The 23,629-nt window shown below is 73.6% G+C and carries 18 protein-coding genes; 8 read left to right on the top strand and 10 right to left on the bottom strand.

The window, feature by feature from the left end:
* Nucleotide 1: 1 nt before the first annotated feature.
* Nucleotides 2–2,950: a glycoside hydrolase family 2 TIM barrel-domain containing protein gene (locus H291_RS0110635; RefSeq protein ID WP_020014979.1), complete on the bottom strand. Its 2,949-nt coding sequence runs from the start codon at nt 2,948–2,950 to the stop codon at nt 2–4.
* A gap of 72 nt (nt 2,951–3,022) precedes the next feature.
* Between H291_RS0110635 and H291_RS0110630 the strand changes: the two genes are divergently transcribed.
* Entirely contained in the window at nt 3,023–5,860 is a 2,838-nt protein-coding gene (locus H291_RS0110630; protein WP_020014978.1) for an FAD-binding and (Fe-S)-binding domain-containing protein, read from the top strand.
* Between the two features lie 28 nt (nt 5,861–5,888).
* On the opposite strand, the gene H291_RS0110625 is transcribed toward H291_RS0110630, so the two are convergent.
* The 3 genes from H291_RS0110625 to H291_RS0110615 form a co-directional block, all read right to left on the bottom strand.
* A complete protein-coding gene (locus H291_RS0110625; protein ID WP_020014977.1) occupies nt 5,889–8,507 on the bottom strand; it encodes a family 78 glycoside hydrolase catalytic domain in 2,619 nt (872 codons plus the stop codon).
* The gene (locus H291_RS0110620; protein WP_020014976.1) at nt 8,504–10,096 is read right to left on the bottom strand and encodes a DUF5060 domain-containing protein; all 1,593 of its coding nucleotides are present in this window, start codon (nt 10,094–10,096) and stop codon (nt 8,504–8,506) included. Before H291_RS0110620 ends, H291_RS0110625 begins: the two co-directional genes overlap by 4 nt.
* Nucleotides 10,097–10,274: 178 nt before the next feature.
* The gene (locus H291_RS0110615) at nt 10,275–10,688 is read right to left on the bottom strand and encodes a hypothetical protein (RefSeq protein ID WP_020014975.1); all 414 of its coding nucleotides are present in this window, start codon (nt 10,686–10,688) and stop codon (nt 10,275–10,277) included.
* Between the two features lie 75 nt (nt 10,689–10,763).
* On the opposite strand from H291_RS0110615, the gene H291_RS29495 reads away from it, so the two are divergent.
* Both H291_RS29495 and H291_RS0110605 read left to right on the top strand, forming a co-directional pair.
* Nucleotides 10,764–11,375, top strand: a complete 612-nt coding sequence (locus tag H291_RS29495) for an RNA polymerase sigma factor (RefSeq protein ID WP_020014974.1) — start codon at nt 10,764–10,766, stop codon at nt 11,373–11,375.
* 1 nt (nt 11,376) lies between these two features.
* Nucleotides 11,377–11,922: a hypothetical protein gene (locus tag H291_RS0110605; protein ID WP_026365618.1), complete on the top strand. Its 546-nt coding sequence runs from the start codon at nt 11,377–11,379 to the stop codon at nt 11,920–11,922.
* Nucleotides 11,923–11,967: 45 nt separating this feature from the next.
* Here H291_RS0110605 and H291_RS0110600 read toward each other — a convergent pair whose 3' ends face one another.
* From H291_RS0110600 to H291_RS0110590, 3 genes are read right to left on the bottom strand one after another with little or no spacing between them, the layout of a single operon-like run.
* Nucleotides 11,968–12,969: an MsnO8 family LLM class oxidoreductase gene (locus tag H291_RS0110600; RefSeq protein ID WP_051109406.1), complete on the bottom strand. Its 1,002-nt coding sequence runs from the start codon at nt 12,967–12,969 to the stop codon at nt 11,968–11,970.
* Nucleotides 12,966–13,595: a response regulator transcription factor gene (locus H291_RS0110595; RefSeq protein WP_020014972.1), complete on the bottom strand. Its 630-nt coding sequence runs from the start codon at nt 13,593–13,595 to the stop codon at nt 12,966–12,968. Before H291_RS0110595 ends, H291_RS0110600 begins: the two co-directional genes overlap by 4 nt.
* Nucleotides 13,592–14,779, bottom strand: coding sequence for a sensor histidine kinase (locus H291_RS0110590; RefSeq protein WP_020014971.1), 1,188 nt, complete (start codon nt 14,777–14,779; stop codon nt 13,592–13,594). The genes H291_RS0110595 and H291_RS0110590 overlap by 4 nt, the downstream gene beginning before the upstream one ends.
* Before the next feature lie 162 nt (nt 14,780–14,941).
* Between H291_RS0110590 and H291_RS0110585 the strand changes: the two genes are divergently transcribed.
* Both H291_RS0110585 and H291_RS0110580 read left to right on the top strand, forming a co-directional pair.
* Nucleotides 14,942–16,012, top strand: a complete 1,071-nt coding sequence (locus H291_RS0110585) for an ABC transporter permease (protein ID WP_020014970.1) — start codon at nt 14,942–14,944, stop codon at nt 16,010–16,012.
* The gene (locus H291_RS0110580; protein WP_020014969.1) at nt 16,009–16,698 is read left to right on the top strand and encodes an ABC transporter ATP-binding protein; all 690 of its coding nucleotides are present in this window, start codon (nt 16,009–16,011) and stop codon (nt 16,696–16,698) included. The genes H291_RS0110585 and H291_RS0110580 overlap by 4 nt, the downstream gene beginning before the upstream one ends.
* On the opposite strand, the gene H291_RS0110575 is transcribed toward H291_RS0110580, so the two are convergent.
* A complete protein-coding gene (locus tag H291_RS0110575) occupies nt 16,695–17,687 on the bottom strand; it encodes a zinc-binding alcohol dehydrogenase family protein (protein WP_020014968.1) in 993 nt (330 codons plus the stop codon). The genes H291_RS0110580 and H291_RS0110575 overlap by 4 nt on opposite strands.
* The gene (locus H291_RS0110570) at nt 17,684–18,223 is read right to left on the bottom strand and encodes a PadR family transcriptional regulator (protein WP_020014967.1); all 540 of its coding nucleotides are present in this window, start codon (nt 18,221–18,223) and stop codon (nt 17,684–17,686) included. The genes H291_RS0110575 and H291_RS0110570 overlap by 4 nt, the downstream gene beginning before the upstream one ends.
* A gap of 76 nt (nt 18,224–18,299) precedes the next feature.
* On the opposite strand from H291_RS0110570, the gene H291_RS0110565 reads away from it, so the two are divergent.
* The 3 genes from H291_RS0110565 to H291_RS0110555 all read left to right on the top strand — a co-directional run bounded on the left by H291_RS0110565 (nt 18,300) and on the right by H291_RS0110555 (nt 20,841).
* On the top strand, nt 18,300–19,127 hold the full coding sequence (locus H291_RS0110565; RefSeq protein WP_020014966.1) for a nuclear transport factor 2 family protein: 828 nt from the start codon (nt 18,300–18,302) through the stop codon (nt 19,125–19,127).
* An 89-nt stretch (nt 19,128–19,216) separates the two neighbouring features.
* Nucleotides 19,217–20,101 (top strand): CPBP family intramembrane glutamic endopeptidase, encoded by an 885-nt coding sequence (locus tag H291_RS0110560; RefSeq protein ID WP_020014965.1) that lies wholly within the window; start codon nt 19,217–19,219, stop codon nt 20,099–20,101.
* Nucleotides 20,098–20,841 (top strand): helix-turn-helix domain-containing protein, encoded by a 744-nt coding sequence (locus tag H291_RS0110555; protein ID WP_020014964.1) that lies wholly within the window; start codon nt 20,098–20,100, stop codon nt 20,839–20,841. Before H291_RS0110560 ends, H291_RS0110555 begins: the two co-directional genes overlap by 4 nt.
* 641 nt (nt 20,842–21,482) lie before the next feature.
* Here the strand turns inward: H291_RS0110555 and H291_RS32420 are convergent.
* Nucleotides 21,483–23,510 carry an HNH endonuclease signature motif containing protein gene (locus H291_RS32420; RefSeq protein WP_020014963.1) on the bottom strand — a complete coding sequence of 676 codons (2,028 nt, stop codon included), beginning with the start codon at nt 23,508–23,510 and terminating at the stop codon, nt 21,483–21,485.
* Nucleotides 23,511–23,629 lie beyond the last annotated feature (119 nt).

Raw genomic sequence — 23,629 nt, 5'->3', positions numbered from 1 at the left:
CTCACCCGGCCTGCAGCCGGACCGACCAGGTGGTCCGCTCGCGCGGCACGCGGTAGCGCTCGGGCAGCGCCGGCCCCACGGACGCCGACCCGATGCCCTGCTGCCGGTGGTCGAGGTTGAGCCACACGCGGCCGGAGTCCCGCAGGTCGTGCGGCTTGCGGGCCCGCTGCAGGTCATGGGAGGTCCACCGGCGGGCGGTGAAGTCGAACGTCGGGTGCCCGTCGACACCGTCGACCCGCAGCGGCGGCACGTCCTGGCCCGTCAGCTCCAGCCAGCGGGTCTGCACGTGGTTGCCGTTCTCCTGCGGCACCGGGTACGGGGTCTGCAGGTCGTCGACGGCGCGGTCGAACGTGCCGAGCCGCGACCCCTCGAACGAGTCGACGTAGGTCTCCCCCGGCCCGCGCCCGAACCAGCGGGCGCGCGCGTAGGCGGCCGGCAGCGACAGCCGCAGCCCGAGCCGGGGCAGCCAGATGTCCCGGTGCCGGTGCGGGGTGTCCGCCCACGGGCCGGTCGGCTCGACGTCGACGGTGAGCACGAGGGCGTCGCCGTCGGCCTGCCAGAGCATCGTCCAGTCGACGCCGTGCGCGTGCGTCGTGGGCGCCGTCCGGCCGGCCACCCGCAGGTGGTCGTCGCCCCGGTCGACCAGGTCCGTGCGGTGCAGCATCCGGTCCAGGCCGGTCGCGGACCAGACGGACGCGAGGTCGTTCAGGTCGCCCTGCCCGTGGTCGTTCTCGGTGGGCGCGCGGTGCACGTCGAGCACGGGCCCGTCGAGCGCGAGGTCGCCGAGGCGCACCAGGCGGCCGGTGGCGGCGTCGAACGTGCCGGGCCCGAGGGTCACGTCGTCACCGCCGGGAGCCCGGCTCCCGGCGTCGGACCGCCGCGGCAGCGAGCGCACCGGCGGCTCGGAGACGATCCGCTGCCCCCACGCCACGACGTGCCCCGCCTGTGCCCACGCCGCGTCGGTCGCGGTCCGCGCCTCGACCGTCAGCACGAGGGTGCCTCGCGCCTGGCGCGTCGGCACCGGAACCGCGACCCGTCCCTGCCCGCCCGCGCCGACCGCGGGTACGTCGAGCGTCCCGTCGGCGACGGGCTCGCCGTCGTCCGCCAGGGCCCAGGTGAACCGGAGGTCGGCGGTGTCGGTCGTGTGGCGCAGGTTGTCGACCAGCACGTGGTCGGACCCGACGGTCACGCGCACGGGCTCGTACGCCTTGGCCAGCTCGGCCAGGGCGGGGGTCGGCGTCCGGTCGCTGAAGAGGAGGCCGTCGAGGTTGAAGCGCCCGCCGCACGGCTCGTAGTCGATGTCCTCGCCGTGCATGACGTGCGCGGTGCCGTCGGCGGTGACGGCGTTGATGCCCAGGTCGATCCACTCCCAGACGAACCCGCCGCAGATCCGGTCGTGCTCGAGCATGATGCGGCGGTAGTCCTGGAGCGAGCCGGGCCCGTTGCCCATGGCGTGCGCGTACTCCACGAGCAGGAACGGGAGCGACCGGCGTCGCTCGTCCTCGGCGGCGGTGACGCCGTCGGGCGTGTCCTCGGCGCGGCGGCCGATCCGGTCCAGGTCCTCCAGCGAGGGGTACATGAGGGAGTAGAAGTCGGAGTCGCGGTAGCTCGGGTCCCGCTCGTACAGGACGGGGCGGCTGGGGTCCCGGTCGGCGACCCACTGCCGCAGCACCGAGAACGTCTCGCCCGTCCAGCTCTCGTTGGCGAGCGACCAGATGACGACGCTCGGGTGGTTCTTGTCCCGCTCGACCATGCGCCGCACCCGGTCGAGCAGCGCGTCCCGCCAGGCCGGGTCGGCGGGCGGGTTCTTCTCCCAGCCGGCGTAGATGAAGCCGTGGGTCTCGAGGTCGCACTCCTCCAGCACCCACAGGCCGTACTCGTCGCACAGCCGGAGGAACTCGGGGTGCGGCGGGTAGTGGCTGGTCCGTACCGCGTCCACGTTGGCGCGCTTCATCGCGACGATGTCCTGGACCATGGTCTCGCGGTCGAGCGTGCGGCCGGTGTCCGGGTGGTGCTCGTGCCGGTTCACGCCGCGGAAGGTGACGGGCCGCCCGTTGACGGTGAAGACGCCGTCGACGATCTCGACGTGGCGGAACCCGATCGCGAGCTCGACTCTCTCGCCGGCCGACCGGAGCGTGCCCCGGTACAGGCGCGGCACCTCGGCGCTCCACGGCTCGACCGGGACCCGGGCGGTCTCGCCGGCGGCCATGCGGATGCCGAGCTCGGGGATCTCCACCACGGCCTCGGTGGTGGCGTCGACCCGGAGCGCGCCCGTGCCGCTCTCGTGGTCGTAGTCGGCGTGCACGTGGTGGTCGTCGATCGCCCCGGGCGGCCGCTCGATCAGCTCCACGTCCCGGAAGATCCCCGGCAGCCACCACATGTCCTGGTCCTCGAGGTACGTGCCCGACGACCACCGGTGCACCCGCACCGCGAGCACGTTGCGGCCGGGCCGCACGGGCGCGTCGAGCTCGAACGGGAGCCGGCTGCCGGTGGACCAGCCCAGCTCGGTCCCGTTCAGCCACACCTTGGCGCACGAGTCCACGCCCTGGAACCGCAGCACCGTGCTGTCGCCCCAGTCGTCCGGCAGCTCGAACTCCAGCCGGTAGTCGCCGGTGGGGTTCTCGGTGCTGACGTGCGGCGGGTCCAGCGGGATCGGGTACGCCGTGTTCGTGTACAGCGGCCCCTCCGCGGTGCCCTTCATCGACCGGCGCGGACCGCCGGCCAGCGGCGTGAACTCCTCCAGCACCCAGTGCGAGGGCACCCGCATCTCGTCCCAGCCCGAGTCGTCGAACCCGTCGGTGACGAACCCGGCGCCCGTCCCGGCCGCGGTCGGGGCGAGCCGGAACCGCCACGTCCCGTTGAGGCTCAGCACGCGGGCGTCGCTCGGGGCGTCCGCGCGTGCCGGCCTGCGCCCGGCCCCCGGCGCCGTGCTCTCCCAGTAAGCGGTCATCGGCCCCTCCATCGTGGGTGCATAATCATTCCTCTGTGAATGTACCCTCAGACTAACCGGACGAGGAGAGCGATGACCACCCTCAGCAGCACAGGCTCCGTCCCCCGCGCCGTGGCCGACGCCGTCGGGCCCGGCGGGTCCGTGAGCACCCGCGCGCTCGACCGCGTCGCCGTCGCCGCCGACGCCTCGCACTTCCTGCTGACGCCGCAGGCCGTCGTCGTCGCCGACGACGCCGCGACCGTCGGCCGCGTCCTGCGCGCCGCCGCCGCGAGCGGCGCGCACGTCACCTTCCGCTCCGGCGGCACCAGCCTGTCGGGGCAGGCCGGCACCGACGGCATCCTGGTCGACACCCGGCGCGCCTTCACCCGGATCGAGGTGCTGGACGACGGCGCCCGCGTCCGCGTGCAGCCGGGTGCCACGGTGCGCCAGGTCAACGCGCGGCTGCGACGGCACGGCCGCCGGCTCGGCCCCGACCCCGCCAGCGAGGTCGCGTGCACCGTGGGCGGCGTCGTCAGCAACAACTCCAGCGGGATGGCGTGCGGCACCGCCGAGAACTCCTACGCCACCCTCGAGTCGCTCGTGCTCGTGCTGCCGTCGGGGACCGTCGTCGACACCGGCGCCCCCGACGCCGACGCGGCGCTGCGAGCCGCCGAGCCGGACCTGGTCGAGGGCCTCGACCGGCTCCGGCGCCGGGTGACGGGCAACCCGGACTCCGTCGACCGGATCCGGCGCGCCTTCGCCATGAAGAACACCATGGGCTACGGCGTCAACGCGTTCCTCGACCACGCGACACCCGCCCAGCTGCTCGCCCACCTCGTCGTCGGGAGCGAGGGCACCCTCGCCTTCGTCGCCGAGGCGGTCTTCCGCACCGTCCCGCTGCGCCCGCACACCGCGACCGCGCTGGCGGTCTTCCCCGACCTGGAGGCCGCGACCAGCGCGCTCCCCGACCTCGTCGCCACCGGAGCCGCGACCCTCGAGCTCATGGACGCCACCAGCCTCCGCGTCGGCCAGGCGCAGGCCGACCCGCCCGCGGCGCTCGTCGGCCTGGACGTCACCACCGAGGCAGCGCTCCTGGTCGAGTACCAGTCGGACACGCCGGACGAGCTCGACACCATGACGGCCGCGGGATCCCGGGCGATCGCGGCGCTGCCGCTGCTGCGGCCCGCCCCGCTCCTGGCCGACGCCGCCCACCGCGCCACCGCCTGGAAGCTGCGCAAGGGCCTGTACGCCGCGGTCGCCGGCGCGCGCCCGCGCGGCACCACCGCCCTGCTGGAGGACGTCGTCGTGCCCGTGCCGGCGCTCGCGGCGACCTGCGCCGCGCTGCAGGACCTGTTCGAGCGGCACGGCTACCGCGACGGCGTGATCTTCGGCCACGCGAAGGACGGGAACGTGCACTTCATGCTGACCGACCGGTTCGAGACCGACGAGCAGCGCGGCCGGCTGGCCGCGTTCACCGAGGACCTCGTCGACCTCGTGCTCGGCGCCGGCGGGAACCTCAAGGCCGAGCACGGCACCGGCCGCGCCATGGCCCCCTTCGTGCGGCGCCAGTACGGGGACGAGCTCTACGACGTGATGCGTTCCCTGAAGCGGCTGGTGGACCCCGAGGGGATCCTCAGCCCCGGGGTCGTGCTCGACGACGACCCCGAGGCGCACCTGCGGAACTTCAAGCTCGCCGAGCCCGTCGAGGCCGAGGTGGACCGGTGCGTCGAGTGCGGGTACTGCGAGCCGGTCTGCCCCAGCAAGGACCTGACCCTCACGCCCCGGCAGCGCATCGTCACCCGGCGCGCGGCGGCCCGCGCGGCGGCCGACGGCGACACCGCGCTGCTGCGCGAGCTGGACCGGGACTACGAGTACGCCGGGGTGCAGACCTGCGCCGTGGACGGGATGTGCCAGACGGCCTGCCCGGTGCTCATCAACACCGGCGACCTGGTCAAGCGCCTGCGCGGCCAGGCGCGCCAGCCGGCGCTCGACACGGCCTGGACCGCCGCGGCGGGGTCGTGGGGCGCCGTGACGCGCGGCGCGTCGGCGGCGCTGACCCTGGCCGGCCGGCTGCCGTCCGCCCCGGTCACGGCCGCGACGGACCTGGCCCGGGCGGTGCTCGGCGCGGACACGGTCCCCCGCCACACCCCGGACCTGCCGCCGGGCGGCAGTGCCCGACGCCGGCTCGGGGACTCCGTCGGGTCGGGCCCGGACGCGCCGGTGGCGGTCTACCTCCCGGCGTGCGTCAACACGATGTTCGGGCCGGAGGGGTCCGGGCCCGAGGGTGCCGGTGTCGGGGTCACGGCGGCGTTCGCCCTGCTGGCCGAGCGCGCGGGCGTGCGGCTGGTCGTCCCGCCGGGGGCGGACGGGCTCTGCTGCGGCACCCCGTGGGCGTCCAAGGGGCACGACGCCGGCCGGGCCACCATGGCGGCGCGGGTCGTGGACGCCCTGCGTGCCGCCTCGGACGACGGCCGCCTCCCCGTGGTCACGGACGCGTCGAGCTGCACGGAGGGCTTCCGGCAGACCCTCGCGGAGTCGGGCGTCGAGGTGGAGGACGCCGTCCGGTTCACGGCGCGGGTGCTGCTCCCCCGGCTCGACGTGGCTCCGTACCTCGCGACCCTGACCCTGCACCCCACCTGCTCGTCGGCCCGCCTCGGGCTCGACGACGACCTGACGACGGTGGCCCGCGCCGTCGCCGACGAGGTGACCGTGCCCGACGCCTGGGGCTGCTGCGCGTTCGCCGGGGACCGCGGCATGCTGCACCCCGAGCTGACGGCGTCCGCGACCGCCCGGGAGGCGGCCGAGGTGCGCGCCCTGGGCGGCGAGGCGCACGCCTCGTGCAACCGGACCTGTGAGATCGGCATGACGCGGGCGACCGGCGCCCCGTACCGGCACGTGCTGGAGCTGCTGGAGGAGGCGACCCGCGGCTGACGGGTCGCCTCCTCACCGGGTCGCCGCCTCACCGGGGCAACGGCGCCGTCCGGCGGTGGGTCCCGGCGTCCAGCTCCTCCGGCTCGGCCCCGGGCAGGTCCAGGACCGCCGTGGCGCCGACCGGCACCACGGCCTCGACCCGCAGCCCGCCGCCCTCGATCCGCCACGAGATCGACGTCTCGCCGTACGGCGTCAGGTGCCGTGCGCCCGCGTGCGTGAGCCCGCCGCCGGGCCGAGGCGCGAAGCGGATGCGCCGGTAGCCGGGCGCTGCGGGCGCCAGGCCGGCGACCACCCGGTGCGTCCAGTCGGCGACGGCGCCGAGCGCGTAGTGGTTGAACGACGTCATCTGGCCGGGGTTGACCGTGCCGTCCGGGAGCAGCGAGTCCCACCGCTCCCAGATCGTCGTCGCGCCCTGCTCCACCTGGTACAGCCAGGACGGGCAGCCGCGCTCGAGCAGCAGGTCGTACGCCGTGCCGAGGTGGCCGTCGGCGCTGAGCGCGTCCGAGACCAGGGGCGTGCCGACGAAGCCCGTCGCGATGCGGTTCCCCGCCTGGCGCACGAGCTCGGCCAGGCGGGACGCCGCGGCCGCGCGCAGGGCCGGGTCGGTGATCAGGCCGAACCGCAGCGCGAGCGCGTACGCCGTCGGGGCGTCGCTCGACATCCGCCCGTCGTCGGCCACGTACTCCGCGCGGAAGGCGGCGGCCACCTCGTCCGCGAGCGCCGCGTAGCGGGCGTGCTCGGCGTCCAGGCCGAGCACCTCGGCCATGCGCGCCACCGTCTGCGCCGACCGCGCGAAGTACGCCGTCGCGACGAGGTAGCGGTCGGTCCGCGCGTCGGCAGGATCCTCGGGCGGAGCGGCCGGGTCGAGCCAGTCGCCGAGCTGGAACCCGGTGTCCCACAGCCGCGACGGGCCGGCCAGGCGCTCGACCAGGTCCACCCAGCGCCGGGCGCTGTCGAGCTGGGCGCGCAGCACGCCCGCGTCGCCGAACCGCTCGTACAGCGTCCAGGGCACCAGCGTCGCTGCGTCGCCCCAGGCGGCGCCGGGCCGCATCGGCGTCCATTTGTCCACCGCGGGGATGACCGGCACGAACCAGGGCACGGTGCCGTCCGGGAGCTGTTCGACGGCGAGGTCGCGCAGCCAGCCCGACAGCATGCCGGACACGTCGAACAGGGTCGACGCCGTCGGTGCGAACACCTGGAGGTCGCCGGTCCAGCCGATGCGCTCGTCGCGCTGCGGGCAGTCGGTGGGGAGGTCGACGAAGTTGCCCCGCATGCTCCAGACCACGTTCTCGTGGAGCCGGTTCAGCAGCGGGTCGGAGGAGTCGAACCACCCCGTGCGCTCCAGGTCGGTGTGCAGGACCCGGGCGACGAGCGCGCCTTCGGCGACGTCCGCGTCGAGGTCGCCGGGCCAGCCGGACACCTCGGCGTAGCGGAAGCCGTGGTACGTGAACCTCGGCTCCCACTCCTCGACGGCGCGGCCGGCGAGCGTGTAGCTGTCGGCGGACCGCGCGGCGCGCAGGGGCCGGGTGCAGATCTCGCCGTCCTGCAGCACCTCGGCGGTGCGCAGGGTAACCGTCGTGCCCGCGGGGCCGCTGACGCGCAGGCGCACCCGGCCGACGAGGTTCTGGCCGAAGTCGAGGATGCGCGAGCCGCTGGGACCGGTGAGCACCCGGGCCGGCCGCAATTCCTGGGTCACGCGCACGGGCGGCCCGGTGGGGGCCACGAGTGTCGCGGGGTCGCGGCGCCGCTCCTGCACGCCGTCCCAGGCGGAGTCGTCGAAGCCGGCCCGCGACCAGCCGGGCTGCTCCGCGCGCGCGTCGTAATCCTCGCCGTCGTAGATCCCGCTGCGCAGGATCGGGCTCGGCGCCGAGCGCCACGACCAGTCGGTGGGCACGACCTCGCGGGTGCCGTCGGCGTACACGAGCTCGAGCTGCGCGAGGAAGGACTGGTCGTCGCCGTAGACGTTGCGGAACCCGTCCCGCCAGCCGAGGCGGCCCCGGTACCAGCCGTCGGCGAGCCACGCCCCGATCGCGTTCGCGCCGGGCTCCAGCAGCGCGGTCACGTCGTGGGTGGCATAGCGCAGCCGTTCGCCGTAGACGGTCCACCCCGGCGCGAGGACGTCGGCGCCGACACGCTCCCCGTTGATCTCGGCCTCGTGGAGCCCGTGCGCCGTGGCGTACAGCCGGGCGCGCACGAGCCCGGGGCGCACCTCGAACTCCGTGCGGAGGATCGAGGGGCGCCGGTCGTCGGTGTTCGGGTTCTCGTTCCGCGTGGCGCCCACGGGCCGCGCGACCCAGTCGGCGGGTTCGAGCAGCCCCGCCTCCAGGGTGGTGGGGGCCGACGGGTCGGACCACGCCCCGTCCGCGCCGCGCACGGCGACGCGGACGACGGCGACGTCCCGCGAGCGCAGGGGCCGGCCGGGCCAGGCCACGAGCACCTGGTCCTGGCCCTGCACCTCGTGGGACGTCGTCGTGCCGTCCCGCTCGACGTCGACGCGGTACGCGGTCTGCCGCCACGCCTCGGGCGCCGACAGAACGCGCCAGGACAGGCGCGGCGTCCGCTCCCCGATGCCGAGCGGCTCGCGGTGGTGCTCGACGCGCGGCGCCTCGACGACGACGGCGCGGTCCTGTCCCGGCACGCGGCTCACGCCTTCGTGAACCTGACCGCGATCCAGGGCTTGCCCGGCAGCTCGATGTTCGGACGCGCCGGGTCCTGGGCGCCGCGGGGCACCTTGGCCATGTTGAACGTGCCGGCCGGCGTGACCGTCATGTTCCAGGTGTCGATGATGTCGGCCTTGAACGCCAGCCCGGCGCCGTTGGGCAGCACGGCCGCCCACTCGGTCGGGGTGGCGTCGTCGAAGTACTTCACGAAGTACTGGTTGTCGACGCCGGCGATCTCGTAGTCCCAGTCGGGCTGCAGGGCGTTGATGCCGGGGGCCGGGCCGTCCTCCATGACCTGCTTGAGGAAGGCGAGGCGCGGGGCGCTGGTGCCGTTCAGGGTCCCGCCCTGCCCGAGCCACGAGATGCTGGGCTTCTGCTCGGGGTTGAGCGTCTCGCCGTGGCCGCAGTAGGTGCCGCCCACGTAGGTGTTCCAGAACCGGCTGGTCATCTCCTCGCCGGAGAGCTGGCCCCAGCGCTCGGAGATGTTGCCCTCGTACGCGACCTCGTCGAACACGACCGGCTTGAGGGCGAACTGCCGGTGCAGGTGGGCACGCAGGCCGTCCATGGAGGCGCCGGCGCTCTGGACGCTCGCGTGCGTGATCCAGGGCTTGCGGGCGTCGTAGTAGATGTTGGCGTTGTGGATCGAGCGCAGCCGGTCGTGCGGGTCCGCGGCCACGAGCACCTCGAACAGGTGGTCCCAGTCGTCGACCGACTTGCTGTCCACGCCGTCGTACTCGTTCGCCATCGACCACCACACGTTGCGGTAGGCGCCGAACCGGGCGGAGACGTACCGCACGTAACGCTCGTCGTCGGCGCGCGCCATGTCCGAGTAGCCACGGTCCTCGTCGTAGGGGTGGTACAGCACGACGTCGGCCTGGATCCCGAGCTCCAGCAGCTGCGCGATGCGGCGCTCGTAGTTGCGGAAGTAGGCGGGGTCGAACCGGGTCGGGTCCCAGGCGCCCGGCTCGGTGCCCGTGCGCACGAACGGGTCGGTGTATGCCGCGGGGACGTTCGGGAACACCAGCATGCGGATCTTGTTGAACGGTGCCTTGCTCAGCGTGTCCAGCGTCACCGCGCACTTCTCGTCGCCCTGTAGCGCCCACGAGTACGACGTCGTGCCGATCTGCCGGTACGGCGACCCGTCGGCGTAAACGAAGTGGTACCCGTCCGGCACGACCTGGACCGGCCCGTGGTTGCCCGCGGCGGGCTCCACCACGGTGACCCGTCCCGACTTGCGCAGCGCCCGGACGTTGCTCTCGACGCTCCAGCTCCACGCACCGGTCTGCGGCGGCGAGAACCGGATGCGGTAGGTGCCCTCGCCGTCGTAGAAGCCGGGCACCTTGATCCGCTGGTCCCCGCTGCGGAACACGGCGGCGAGCGTGACGTCGACGAAGGGGTTGCCCTTGTCGGGGCCGTTCAGGACGATCTCGTGCAGGCCCCAGCGCTCGACCGTGCCGGGCGCGGGGGCTGCGGGCGCCGTCCGCCCCGAGGCGGACGCGGTCGTGGGCAGTCCGACCGCGGCGGCGGCGCCGAGAATCGCTGCCCCGGTGACGGCCGTCCGTCGTGTGATCTCCATCGATCCTCCAGATGACGTTGAGCGGGTGTCTCGCTCGGGCACGCTACACGGAGCGTGACTATTCTCGCTAGCCTGCATATTGATGCATGAGATGAGCAGCACAGTGCCGCAGGACGCACGAGGCGCCCGCCCCGGGGAGAACCGGGGCGGGCGCCTCGATCAGGAGACCGGGAGTTGCTCAGCCGGTGACGACGAGCCCCTGCTCCGCCCGCTCGCCGGGCACCGTCGGGACGGGCCGCGGCTCGCCCTCGTCGGACGGCCGGGTCTCGCTCGGGGCGGCCGGGGCGGGCGCGGCTTCGCTCTCGTCGCTCTCGTCAGAGGGTCGGGTCTCGCTCGGGGCGGCGGGCTCAGGCGTCGCTTCGCCCTCGTCGGACGGCTCCTGCGCAGGTTCGGCGGGCTCAGACACGGCGGACGGCACCGCCGACGGCTCCTCGGGGACGGCGGCGCTGGCCTGCGTGCAGGCCGTGGCGAGGAGCGCGACGGCGAGCGCGCCGCCCGCGGCGACGACGCCACGGGTGGCGGAGCTCCAGGCGCCGTGGCGGCGGGTCGGGACGGTGGACGGCTGGACGGGGGTGTTCTCTTCGATGCTCACGCAGCGGTCAGTGTGCGGCGGGGCGCGATGCATGATGGCTTCGGGCTGTGACGTGGTCCACACCGGCAAGCTGTCATGACGAGGGCCCTGCCGGACACCGACCATCTCGCAGGACCGCTCAGCCACAGCTCCCGTCCACTGGAGACCACCCTGTCCACCCATGCCGACCAGCGTGACCTCGCCCACGGCACGCTCACCCCGCAGCAGACCGAGGTCCTGGTCGACGAGCACGCGCGCGCCGTGCACCGCTACGTGCGCACCCGGCTGAGCGCCGCGGAGGCCGAGGACGTCGTGGCCGAGGTGTTCCTCATCGCCTGGCGCAAGGGCGAGGTACCCGACGAGCCGCGGACCTGGCTGCTCGCGATCGCCCGGCGGGTGCTGGCCAACCAGGTACGGGCCGAGCGACGGCGTACCGCGCTCGCGGACCGCGCCATGCGACATCCCGCACCGCCCGGGCCGGACGACGCACGGCTGGTCGACGAGCTCGACCTGCTCCGGCGGGCCCTGGCCCTCCTGCGTCCGGCCGACCGGGAGGTGGTCGAGCTCCTGGCCGCCGCCGAGCTCAGCACCGGCGAGATCGCCCGCGTGCTGGGCTGCTCGGCCGCGACCGCGGCCGCCCGGGTGTACCGGGCCCGACGGCGGCTACGAGCCGCGTACCGCACGGTGACCGAAGGCCAGGAGGACTGACATGAGACCGCAGCCGAGAGCGCAGAACGACCCCCTGGCCCGAGCCCGCCGGGCGCTCGACCAGGTCGACGGGGAGCTGGACCTGACCCGCCTGCACGCCGCCACCTCGGGGCACGGCCGGCCGGACCCGGACCTGCTCCCCCTGGACGACGACGCCCAGGTCGAGATCCTCCGGTCCGGGCAGCACCCCACGCAGCCCCGCCGTCGGGCCGCCGTCTGGGCGCTGACCGCGACCGTGGCGCTGCTGTGCGGGGCGGGAGTCGGCACGGCGCTGCTGTGGTCCGACGCCGGCGAGACGCAGCCCGGGTCGCAGGTCCCCGCGTCGCCACGGCCCGAGGTCACCGCGCCGCCGCCGTCCCCGTCGCCCGAGCCCACCCCGAGCACCGACCCGCGCGAGTGCTCGCCCGCGCGGCCCACGCCGTCGGCCACCCCGCGCGAACCGCGGCCGACCACGAACGAGCGCGCGTCGGAGGCGTGCGACGCCGCAGAACCATCGCGCGGTGCGGGCCAGGCCGTGCCCTCGGACCGGGTCGAGGACGGGGAATGAGCCAGCGACACGAAGTCACGGCCGGGTAGACCGGCCGGCGCGGTTCTAAAGCTCGCGGAGGGCGGCGTCCGAGGCTGCCTGGGCCTCGCGGTCGTAGGTCGAGCTGAACGCCAGGACCTCCTCGGCTCCGGTGACCTCCACCAGCCGGCCGAGGTGGCCGCGCACCGTGGCCGGTGACCCGACGGCTCCCTGCGCGAGGTACCCCTCGACGCGGTCGCGCACCTGACTGGTCCAGCGCTGGGCGCGGATGGCCGCGACCGGCTCCAGCGGTCCGAACTCGCCCGTCTGCCGGGACCGCGCCATCGCCCACGCCTCGGGCAGGGCCAGGTCGCGTGCCGCAGCGTCCGTCTCCCCCACCAGGACGTCGAGCGAGACGGTCACCGACGGTTCCGGTGCGCGCGCGGACGGCCGGAACTCCTTGCGGTACGCGGCGAGGGCGTCCGCCAGCGAGGGGCTGCCGAGCACCGGCCCGCCGACGACCACGGGCAGGCCCAGCGCGGAGGCGATCGCCAGGCCTCGCCCGGTGGCCAGGACGAAGACCGGGATGGTGCGCGCGGTGACGGGCCGTGCGGTCACCGCGGCGGTGCCGTCCAGGTGGTCGCGGACCTCCGCGACGTCCTCCGCGAAGGTCTCGGAAGGGTGCCGCAGCGCGCGGCGGACGGGTGCCGTGAAGCCGAGGCTGCGACCCAGCCCGAGGTCAACCCGACCCGGGTAGAGGGCGTCGAGCATCAAGAACTGCTCGGCCACGACCAGCGGCTGGTGGTGCGGCAGCATCACACCGCCCGAACCGATCCGGATGGTGGTGGTGTGCGCGCCGAGGGCGGCCAGCAGGACCGGCGGTGACGCCGACGCGATCCCCGGTACGGCGTGGTGCTCGGCGACCCAGAAGCGGTGGTAGCCGAGTCGCTCCGCCGTGACCGCCCGCTCGATCGTGTGCGCCAGCGCGGCGCCGTCGGGGTAACCCACCCGGGTGCGGGAACGGTCCAGCAGCGAGAGCTTCACACGAGCCTCAACGGCGTGGGCACCCAGGCGCTTCCCGGTGCTCATACCTGGCGCAGGATGCCCCGCCGTCGGGCCGCCGAGACCGCGGCCGTCCGCGAGCTGACGTCGAGCTTCGAGTAGATGTGGGCGAGGTGGGACTTCACCGTCGTCTCGCTGACGAAGAGGTCGGCGGCGACCTCCGTGTTGGACCGGCCGGCGGCCACCAGCTCGAGCACCTGGATCTCGCGCGAGCTGAGGCTCACCTGCGGAGCGCGCATGCGGTCGAGCAGGCGCGTCGCGATGACGGGGGCCAGCGCGCTCTCCCCGGCGGCGGCGGCGCGGACGGCGGTGGTCAGCTCGTGCGGCGGAGCGTCCTTGAGCAGGTATCCGCTGGCACCCGCCTCGACGGCGGCGAGGATGTCGGCGTCGGAGTCGTAGTTGGTCAGCACCAGAACATAGGGCGCGGCGTCGAGCGCGCGGATGCGGCGGGTGGCGTCGGCGCCCGTGGTGGTGCGGGCACGGAACTGGAGGTCCATCAGCACCACGTCCGGGTTCTCCCGTTGCGCGGCGGCCACGGCCTCGTCGGGACCGGGGACGTCGGCGACCACGTCGATGTCCGGCTCGGAACCGAACAGGGCGAGCAGCCCCGCCCGGACGATGGGGTGGTCGTCCGCGACGACGAGCCTGATCATGCGGCGTCCTTCCGGGAGAGCTCGACGACCAGCGTGGTCCCCGCGCCGGGCGCGGAGTCGATGGTGAGGATCCCGCCCAGCTGCTGCACGCGTTCCCGGGTCGCCCGGAGCCCGAACGAGTCCGACTCGCCGCGCGTCCGGGGCGGGGTCTGCCGGGGGTCGAAGCCCTGGCCGTCGTCCGAGACCACGAACCGCAGCCGGTCCTCGTCGACGGTCAGGGCGACGGTGGCCGTGGCGGCGTGGGCGTGCTGGATCACGTTGGCCACGGCGCCCTGCGCGATCCGCAGCAGGGCGGTCTGCAGGGGCATCGGCAGGTCGACCGTGTCCGCGACGCGGACGTCCACCCGCAGTCCCCGGGTGGCCCACTGAGTGTCCGCGAGCCGGCGCAGCACGCCGCCCAGGCCGTGGTCGTCGAGATCGGGCGGGGTCAGCTCGCGGACGAACCGGCGGGCGTCGGCGAGGTTCGTGGCGGCGGTCTCGCGGGCGAGCCGGATGTGCTCGACGCCGGGTCGGCCCGGGTCGGCCCGTTCGGCCGCGTACAGGAGCAGCTGGATGCTGGAGAGGCCCTGCGCGAGGGTGTCGTGGATCTCGCGGGCCAGCCGCGCGCGTTCGGCCAGGACCCCGGACTCGTGCTCGGTGGCGGCGAGCTGGTCGCGCGCCGCGACGAGCTCGCGCATCAGCGCCTCGCGCTGCGCCGCCTCCCGGGCGAGCGCCTGGTAGCCGAGGCCGATGAGCAGCGCGACCCCGGCGCCGACCAGGGGCCCCACGACGCCTCCGACGCTCCAGCCGCCGTGGAGGCCGAGCGCGATGATCGCGACGCCGGTCGCCACCACGATCGCGGCCGACCCCCACCGCCGGCCCAGCAGGTGGAGGTAGAGGAAGAACAGGGGGAACACGAGGTAGGCGGCCTCGGGGACGAGCCACAGCAGGATCAGCCACTCGAAGCTCAGCGCACCCAGCCACAGCAGCCCGGCCGCGCGGCCGCGCCGGCGTCCCCGGCCGGCGACGACGCCGCCGAGCGCGTAGGTCACCAGGAGCACGATCGCCGTCACGATCACCGCGACGGGCGCGGTCGTCGGCGCGAGCACCGCACGGGCGACCACGACGAGGGTGAGCGCGGCGAACAGGACGTGGAGGCCGGTGCGCAAGCCCACGAACACGGGCGTGAGCGCGGTGTGGGCCATGCCGTTCACCTTACGCACGGGCGCGCGGACGGCATCGTCCAAAAGGACGATTCGCACGACCACCGTTCGGGCGCGCGACGCCGTCCGGGCAGCCGATGACCCGCCGGCCGTCGCGCAGGACAGTGGACGGGTCACCGCCGAGGTGGCAGGAAAGGAAGTCTCATGTTCGTCGCGCTGCGCGACCTGCGCTTCGCTCGCGGCCGGTTCGTCCTGATCGGCTCCGTCGTCGCGCTCATCACCGTTCTCGTCGGGTTCCTCAGCGGCCTGACCGGTGGGCTGGCCGTCCAGAACGTCTCCGCCGTCCTCTCGCTCCCGGGCGACCGGGTCGTGTTCTCCGCACCCGAGCCTGGCAGCTCCGGCCCCAGCTTCGCCGACTCGGCCGTCACCGAGGAGGACGCCGCGGCCTGGGCCGGCGCGGACGGCGTCACGGCGGCCGAACCGGTCGGCATCAGCCAGACCCGCGCCGAGTCGGCCGGCACCCGTGCCGCGGTCGCCGTGTTCGGGGTGCGTCCGGGCTTCGACGCCGGCGCGCCGTCCGGTGACGGCCTCCTCGGCCTGTCCGCGCCCGCGGCGCGGGAGCTCGGGGTCGGCACCGGCGACGAGGTCACGATCGCCGGCACCTCCTACACCGTGGAGAAGGTGGGTGGTGACGGCTGGTACAGCCACACGCCGGTCGTGGAGATGACCCTGCGCGACTGGCAGGGCTACTCCGCCGCGACCGGTGCGCCGGACGCCTGGGCCACGGTCCTGTCCGTCACCGGCGCCACGGGCCAGGCCGCCGACCCGGCCGCCGCCTCGACCGTGTCCACGACCACGCTCGGCTCGCTGACCGCCCTGTCCGCCTTCCGGTCCGAGATCGGGTCGCTCCTGCTCATGGTCGTCCTGCTGTTCGGCATCTCCGGGCTGGTGGTCGGAGCTTTCTTCACCGTCTGGACGATGCAGCGCAAGGGCGACGTCGCGGTGCTCAAGGCGCTCGGCGCCAGCACCCGGTCGCTGGTCCGTGACGCCCTGGGGCAGGCCCTGGTCGTGCTGCTCGTGGGGATCGGTTCGGGACTGGCCGTCGTGAGCGCGCTCGGTGCGCTCGCCGGCGCCTCGCTGCCGTTCCTGCTGAGCCCGGTCACCACCGTCCTGCCGGGCGCGCTGATGACCGTGCTCGGCCTCGCCGGGGCAGCGTTCGCCCTGCGCTCCGTCACCTCCGCCGACCCCCTCACCGCCCTCGGGAGCAACCGATGATCCGGCTCGAAGACATCACCCTGACCTTTCCCGACGGCCTGGACCGCATCACCGCGGTGGACCACGTGAGCCTCACCGCCCGCCCGGGCACCGTCGTGGGCATCACCGGCCCGAGCGGCTCGGGCAAGTCCAGCCTGCTCGCCGTGGCAGCGACGCTCATCCGCCCCGACTCGGGCCGCGTTCTCGTGGACGACGTCGACGCCACCGGGCTCGGTCCGGACGAGGCCACCGCGCTGCGCCGCGACACGATCGGCATCGTCTTCCAGCAGCCCAACCTCATCCCGTCCCTCACCGCCCGGGAGCAGCTGTCCGTGATGAACGAGCTCGGCGGCCGGCACTCCAGGCACCGGCGCCATGCCGTGGGAGAACGGGCCGACGCGCTGCTGGACGCCGTCGGCCTCGCCGGCGACCGGGACAAGCGGCCGCACCAGCTCTCTGGTGGCCAGCGCCAGCGCGTGAACATCGCCCGTGCCCTGATGAACGAGCCCAGCGCCCTGCTGGTCGACGAGCCCACCAGCGCCCTGGACCAGGAACGTGGTGCGAGCATCATCGAGCTGATCCTGCGGCTCACCGACGAGCTGGCGACGTCGACCCTGCTGGTGACCCATGACGTCGTCCACCTGCCCCGGATGCACGACGTGGTCCACGTGCTCGACGGCCGGCTCGTCGAGCGGGTGCCGGTCTAGCGCCTCCAGGGCAGGACGACGAGCTTGCCGCGGGCGTCGCCCGACTCCATGAGCGTGTGCGCCTCGCGGATCTGGTCCAGCCCGAAGACCCGGTCGACGGGGACGACGGCGCGCCCGGCGGCGACGTCGTCGAGGAACTCCTGCAGGACGCCGGCGGGCAGGTTCTCGGCCTCGCCGGAGTATCCGGTCAGCCGCACCCCGGACGGCAGGTAGCCGATCGGGTAGAAGTCCTTGACGATCCACTCGTTGGACAGCATGCCCGTGAAGCAGACGGTGCCGTGCACGCGGACGGCACGCAGGGTGTCGGGCAGCGTAGGGGTGCCGACGAGCTCGACGGCGCCGTCGACGCCGTCGGGCAGCAGCTCGCGCACCTGGCGGGCCACGTCGCCGTCGTCGACCAGCACGTGGTCGACGCCGACCCGGGTCAGCGCCTCGCGCTTGCCGGCGTTGCGGGTCGTGGACAGGACCGTCATGCCCATCCGCTTGGCCAGGACGGCGGCGGCCAGTCCGACGGACGAGGTGCCGCCGCGCACCAGAAGGGTCTGGCCGGGCCGGGCGTCGAGCCCGACAGTCAGAGACCCGTAGGCGGTCTGCAGCATCTCGGGGACACCGCCGAGGGTGGTCCACGGCAGCTCGGAGCGGAACGGGATGACCTGCTCGGCCGGGACGCAGGTGTACTGGGCGTAGCCGCCGTCGTAGGTGCGGCCCATGCCGCCCATCATCGTCATGACCTGCTGACCCGCCGCGAAGGTCCCGGTGGGGTCGGCGTCGACCGTGCCCGTGGCCTCGATGCCGAGCACGCGCGGGTAGGTGACGGCGTCGCCGGCGAACCCGAGCCGGGTGTGCAGCTCGGAGCGGTTGAGGCCGAAGGCCTCCACCCGGATGCGCAGCGAGCCCGGCCCGGGCTCCGGCACGGGGAGCTCGCGGACGTGCAGGCTGGTCACGGGACCGGGTTCGTCGAGCACGACGGCGCGCATGGTCTCGGTCACGGGGCGGTCTCCTCGGTGGTGTCGGCGTCGAGCAGCTCGCGGATCCACGCACGCTCGGCCTTGCTGTGGGCACGCGCCGAGAGCAGGATGCCGCGGCGGTACGGGTCGGCGACGTCCGCGGCGCGCAGGGGCCGGTCGCCGTCGTAGAAGAAGCTCGCGGGCTGGTCGAGGTAGTCCAGGCGACGGCGGAGCACGGCATGACGCTCGGCTCGATCGGGCAGCAGGGACAGGAAGGAGAGCACGACGAAGAAGCGGCTGCCGTCGGTGATGTCGTGCCCGTCGGCCGCGCGCAACCGGTCGAGCAGGCGGGCCCGGCCGGCATCGGTGATCGTCAGGGTCTGGCGCGGCGCCCCGGCGCTGCCGGGCTCGGTGGCGCGACGGACGAGCCCGCCCTTCGTGAGGCGGGCGATCGCCGGGTAGAGGGTGCCGTCGCTGATGGTGCGGGCGTATCCGTGCAGCTGCTCCATGCGGCGCCGGAGCTCGTACCCGTGCTGCGGCCGCTCGGCGAGGAAGCCGAGGATCATCAGTTCGATCACGCCGCGATCATACCTCGAAACGAGATACCTCGAATCGCAGTATGATGACCGGACCGCACCCATGGAGGTAGGTCTGATGCCCTGGCTACCCGAGCACTTCTCCGCGAACTACGTCGCCGAGCTGACCCGACGCGACGCTGCTCCCCCGGCCGCGGTCTCGTTCTTCGACGGCATCACGTCAGGCCAGGTGGAGGCACTGATCGAGTCCTTCGCCGGGGAGCCCGAGCTCCACCACCCGGTGCGCGGGAGGATCAAGGGTCGCGACGCGTTCCGCCGGTTCGTCGAGACGACGAGCGCGCAGCTGCACGCGGCCGACTTCGCCGTCGAGGCCGTCGACCTCGTCATCACCCCGCACCGTACGGTCGAAGAGGTGGTGCTGTGGTACGACGTCGGACCGCGGCGCGTCGAGCTGCCGGTCGCGATCGTCACCGAGCGGTCGGACGCCGGGCTGCACGAGCTGCGGATGTACTTCAGCACCTGGCCGATCACGGGGTCGCACGCCGTCCGGCCGCCGCTGCTGCAGCCCGACGAGAACGCGACGGAACCCGGGTCGGTGGGCGACTACCAGCGCGCGCTGGCCGCCGGGGACGTCGAGGCCACGGTCGCGGCCTTCGAACCCGACGCGACCGTGCGCGAGCCCGCCGGAGGGCAGTACGTGCACCGCGGCACGCGGGAGCTGCGCGCGCTGTTCACGTCGTTCTTCTCCAACGGCGGCGGCATCCCGCTGGAGCACTGCACCGTGACGGACGACGGCCGGGCCTGCGCCCTGGAGTACAACGTGGTGCGGTGGGGCGTGACCGACCTGCCACCCGAGGCGGGCGTCGCGGTGTACGTGCGAGGCGCCTCTGGGCTGCTGACCGCGGCCCGGATCTACGACGACTCGAACCCGCCGCTGCCCGCCTGACCGGTCCTGCGCTTGCCTCTGCCCCTGGGGCACATAGTCCACTCGGGAGTGGATCGACCGATCCGCCCCCGAGAGAAGGATCGTTCATCGTGCGCACCACAGAAGCTGGTCGGCCCCAGGGCCTCGACGTCTCGCGGCCCTTCGGCGCGCACCTGCGCATGAGCTGGTGGAAGCCGCTCGTGGTCATCGTCGTGCCGCCGCTGGTCATGGTGGTGCTGCAGGTCGTGTTCTACCAGCTCGTGGGCGTGCTCGAGGGCTCGGACGACCCGATGTCGGCCACGTTCACGCCGCTGAAGCTCCTGGCGATCAACCTGAGCGTGGGCCTGGCGGGCGTGCTGGCGGTCCTGCTGCTGGCCCGGCTGGCCGGGGTGCCGTGGCGCAGCCTGCTCAGCTCGCCCCGAAAGTTCGACGGGACGCGCCTCGCGACGTACCTGGTGGGTGCCGCCGTGCTGGTGGGGGCCGGGATCGGCGTCGTCGCACTGGTCGCGCCGGAGTCACCGGGCTGGGTCGCGTTCGGCGTCTCCGGGACCACGGTCCTCATGCTGGTCGTGACGCTCCTGAGCACCCCGCTCCAGGCCGTCGGCGAGGAGCTGATGTTCCGCAGCTCGGTGCTGCCCGCCGCCGCGTCCTGGGTGCGCGCCGTCCGCCCGGCCCTCGCCGTCGGCCTCGTGGTGTCCAGCCTGGCCTTCGCGGTGGTGCACGGCTCCAGCGATCCCTGGCTGTTCGGGTACTACACGTTCATCGGCGCGGCCACCGCCCTCATGGCGATCATCAGCCGCGGCATCGAGGCGCCGGTCGCGTTCCACGTCGCGAACAACGTCCTGTTCTCGAGCGTCAACACCCTGATGGCCGACGGCGAGGGCTACACCATCGACCGGTCCACCGACACCGGCGACGCGTCCCTGCTGATCCTGGCCGGCGTCAACGTGACCATGGTCGTCCTGGTCTGGCTGCGCGAGCGCCGCGGACGATGAGCTGGAGCACGCGCGAGGTGGCCGAGCTGTCGGGCACGACGGTCAAGACCGTGCGGTACTACCACCAGGTCGGTCTGCTCGACGAGCCCGACCGTGAGCCCAACGGCTACAACAAGCGGTACGAGGTGCGGCACCTGACGCGCCTCCTGCAGATCAAGCGGCTGACCGGCCTGGGCCTGTCACTGGCCCAGGTGGCGGAGCTGGGGACGGCGGGCGACGAACGCCCCTCGGTGTTCCGGGAGATCGACGCCGAGCTCGAGGCCACGGTCGAGCGGATCCAGGGCATCCGCCAGGAGCTGGCCGCGCTGTCCCGACCCGGCGCGACGCCGGACGTGCCCGCCACGTTCCACGACGTCGCGCGGCCGTTGCGCGACAACGACCGCGCGCTCCTGACGATCTACGCCCAGCTGTTCACCGCGGAGTCCATGGACGCACTGCGCGCCGTGCTCGCGGTCAACCCCCACGAGGCGATCGACGAGGCGTTCCGCGACCTCCCCGCGGACGCCGACGAGGCCACGCGGCAGGTGCTCGCCGAACGGATGGCGCCGTTCGTCGGAGCCAACGGGTCGGTGACGCTGGAGCCGAAGGCCACGACACCCCGCCAGGCCGAGGCGGCGCGGAACGCCGTCGGCCAGGCCCTGCAGGCCCTGTACAGCTCGGCGCAGCTGGACGTGCTGCGGCGGGCCCACGAGCTCAGCGAGGCTGGGGCGGAGGTGCAGGTAGTGGCGGAGGACTCCTAGGAACCGCGCCTCACCAGAGGCCGCCCTTGCGGCGCTTGCTGCTCCCCCACAGCCGCTTGGCCAGGTTCTTGCTCCGGCCCTTGGTCGTGCTTCCCCACAGGCCGCGCTTCCAGCTCTTCGCGCGTGACTTCCTACCCCATAGACCAGCCATCAGCGACCCCCTCGCGTGCGGACAGGCCCTCAGGCTACGGATGTGTCGTGGCCGCGTGCATCACAAGCCGGTGGGTTGACAGGTGTCGGCGCGGGTCGGGTCGGCGGCGGTTGGCCGCGACGGGACAGCGGGACGGGGGGACAAGACGCAGCAACGCGGCAACGACAGAATTGCCGAACGAGTGCGAGACCTGGCGGCCTTTCGACGCGCGGACGCTGTGCTCACACCGCGCCTACCAGGACCCGCGGGTCCTCCTCGACGCCAGGCCGACAGCCATGCGTCATGCGTTCGGCTGCAGTGCGGCACCGGGGGTAGACAGGTATGCGGCACTGCGTCGAGAGCCATGCGGTACCAGGGCGACAGGTACGCGACACCAACCTGACAACTGGGCTGCGGCGGAACGACGCGGCCGGGCGTCGATCCGGCACCGTTCTACGGCGGTGGCGATCGTCCGGATGCGTCGTCTCGCTTCCCGGGCCCGGCTGCCGACTCAGAACGGCGGCTCGCCGGGTCCAGATGGGGCGATGAGGTCGGAGGTATCGGCGGTGTCGGTCGCCGGTGCAGTCGTGGCGTAGACCCGAGGCAGCCGGCGTCCGGTCAGGGCACGCAGGGTCAGGTCGTGACTGGTGCCCGGGTCGACCTGGTGCAGGTCCACTCGGGTATCCAGGACCGTCGCCGGTCGGGTGTGTGTCCGTCCTGTCGGCGTGGTCCAGGTCGTGATCCCGGTGCTCGGGTCGCGCACGACACCCCAACCCGCGTGCGTCTTGAGCAGGTGGTGGCGTCGGCAGAGCGCGTGGAGGTTGTCGGCTCGGGTCTGACCACGCGCGGCCTTCCCGGCTGCGTGCTGACTGGCTTCCTGGTCGTGGTCGAACGGCTCGATATGGTCCAGGTCGCACGACACCGCCACCGCGTCACAGCCGACGAAGGTGCACGTCCCGTCCCTGGCCTCGACAGCCGAGCGGAGCACCCGGCCCGGCTTGTAGGTCGTCGTGGAGTAGTCGGTGAGCACCCCGGTAACCGGGTCAGTGAGCAGGCGCTGCCAGGTAGCGTCCTCGGCAATGAGCCGTGCGGTCTCGGCGGGGACCGGGCCGAACCCGTCCAGTTCACCAGGCATGTCATCCAGTCCCAGGAGGGTGCTCACCGGCACGGTCACCCGGACGACCGGTCGGGTGGGCGTCACACGCACGACGGTCTCGTGGACGACCGGCGCCCGGCCACCACACGTGCAGACTGAGCCAGCGCCGGTGTCTTCGGTATCCGTGTCGGAGCTGGGGTTCGCAGTCGCACTCGTGTCCGTGTCGGTGCCCGCATTGGTGCCGCCGCCTGAGCCCGAACCCGAACCCGAACCCGAACCCGAACCCGAACCGACGCTCGCGCTCGTGGTCATGTCCGTGCTCGTGGTCGTGGTGGTCCGTTCCGCCCGGCATGTCGCCGCGAACCGGTCCCCGGGCACCAGCCGACCGGTCACGATCCCCGTCAGGCAATCAGCACGGAGCTGCCCCAGGGTCCGCTCCTCACCCGCCGTGTACCGCAGCTGGTGCGCCATGTCGTCCACGACACCCCACACCGCCGCAGCATCCACCGCCGGCAGGTACGCGGACAACCAACCCATGTCGTTCTCAGCACGGTCCAGCTGGACGTTGCGGTCCAGTGCCGCGGCTCGGGCGGTCTCCTCGGCGCCGTGCCTCGCCTTCGCGAACGCCAACATCTTGTTCCGCAACCAACGCCACGTCCGGAACGGGGCCTGCGGCAGGTACCGGGCAATCGCCTCGGCCCGCTCGGCCACCGTCAGCTGCGCGGCCGACCGGAGCAGGGTGTGGGCCTTCTTCACATCGACCCGCCCAGCGACCAGCGCGGTGATCACCGTGGGGTGGTCGGCGCCCGACTCGGCCCGCACCACCACCTCGGAACCCTCGGCCTGCGTGACCACGAGCTCCGCGGTGACCTGCCCGACCAACGAGGCATGCGCCAACGGGCTCGACTCCCGCGCGGCCCGCTCCGCTACGACATGGGCTTGGACTCCGGCTGCCCAGGACTGCAGCCGGGCACACGCGGACGCGAGGTCCCCCAACATGTCGTCGGACAGACCAGCAAGCGCGGCCAACCCCTCCGCGACGGCGACAGACCCACGACCACCCTCGACGTCGGGTTCCTCGGCGAGCGCGGGGTCCGCGCCAACCCGCGATGCGGCCCCTAGCCCGGTGACCTCGCTGACCACCCGTGCCAGCTCGGCCCCAGGCGCTTCGGTCAATGCCTCGCGCAGCACCTCGTCCGGCCACAACGCCACCGGCCCGAAATCCGCACAAGAGTCGGGCAAGCCACCGGACACGGCGTCACACCATCCCGGCTCCGGCGGCACCTCCAGCCCATGCCGCCCGTCATTGTCACCGAAGAGCGCCTCGCACTCGGCGTACAGCGCGGCGAGCCAGGCGTCGTCAGGCATGGTGCCGTCCACGAACGGATCCTCACGCACGGCGGATACCGAGCCCCCAACGCCGTCCGACCACTGCCTGCCCATGCCAACACCTCCCCAGACCCTAATACTGCTCCAGCCACACCATTGCAGCGGACCTTTGTTCGATCCTATGCGGAGCCACTGACACCCGCTCGTTCTTCTGCCTGTCGCGTAACCGGCCC

This window comes from Promicromonospora sukumoe 327MFSha3.1 (genome assembly GCF_000385135.1).
Classification (GTDB): Bacteria; Actinomycetota; Actinomycetes; order Actinomycetales; family Cellulomonadaceae; genus Promicromonospora; species Promicromonospora sukumoe_B.
This window is presented reverse-complemented; position numbering and strand designations above follow the sequence as displayed.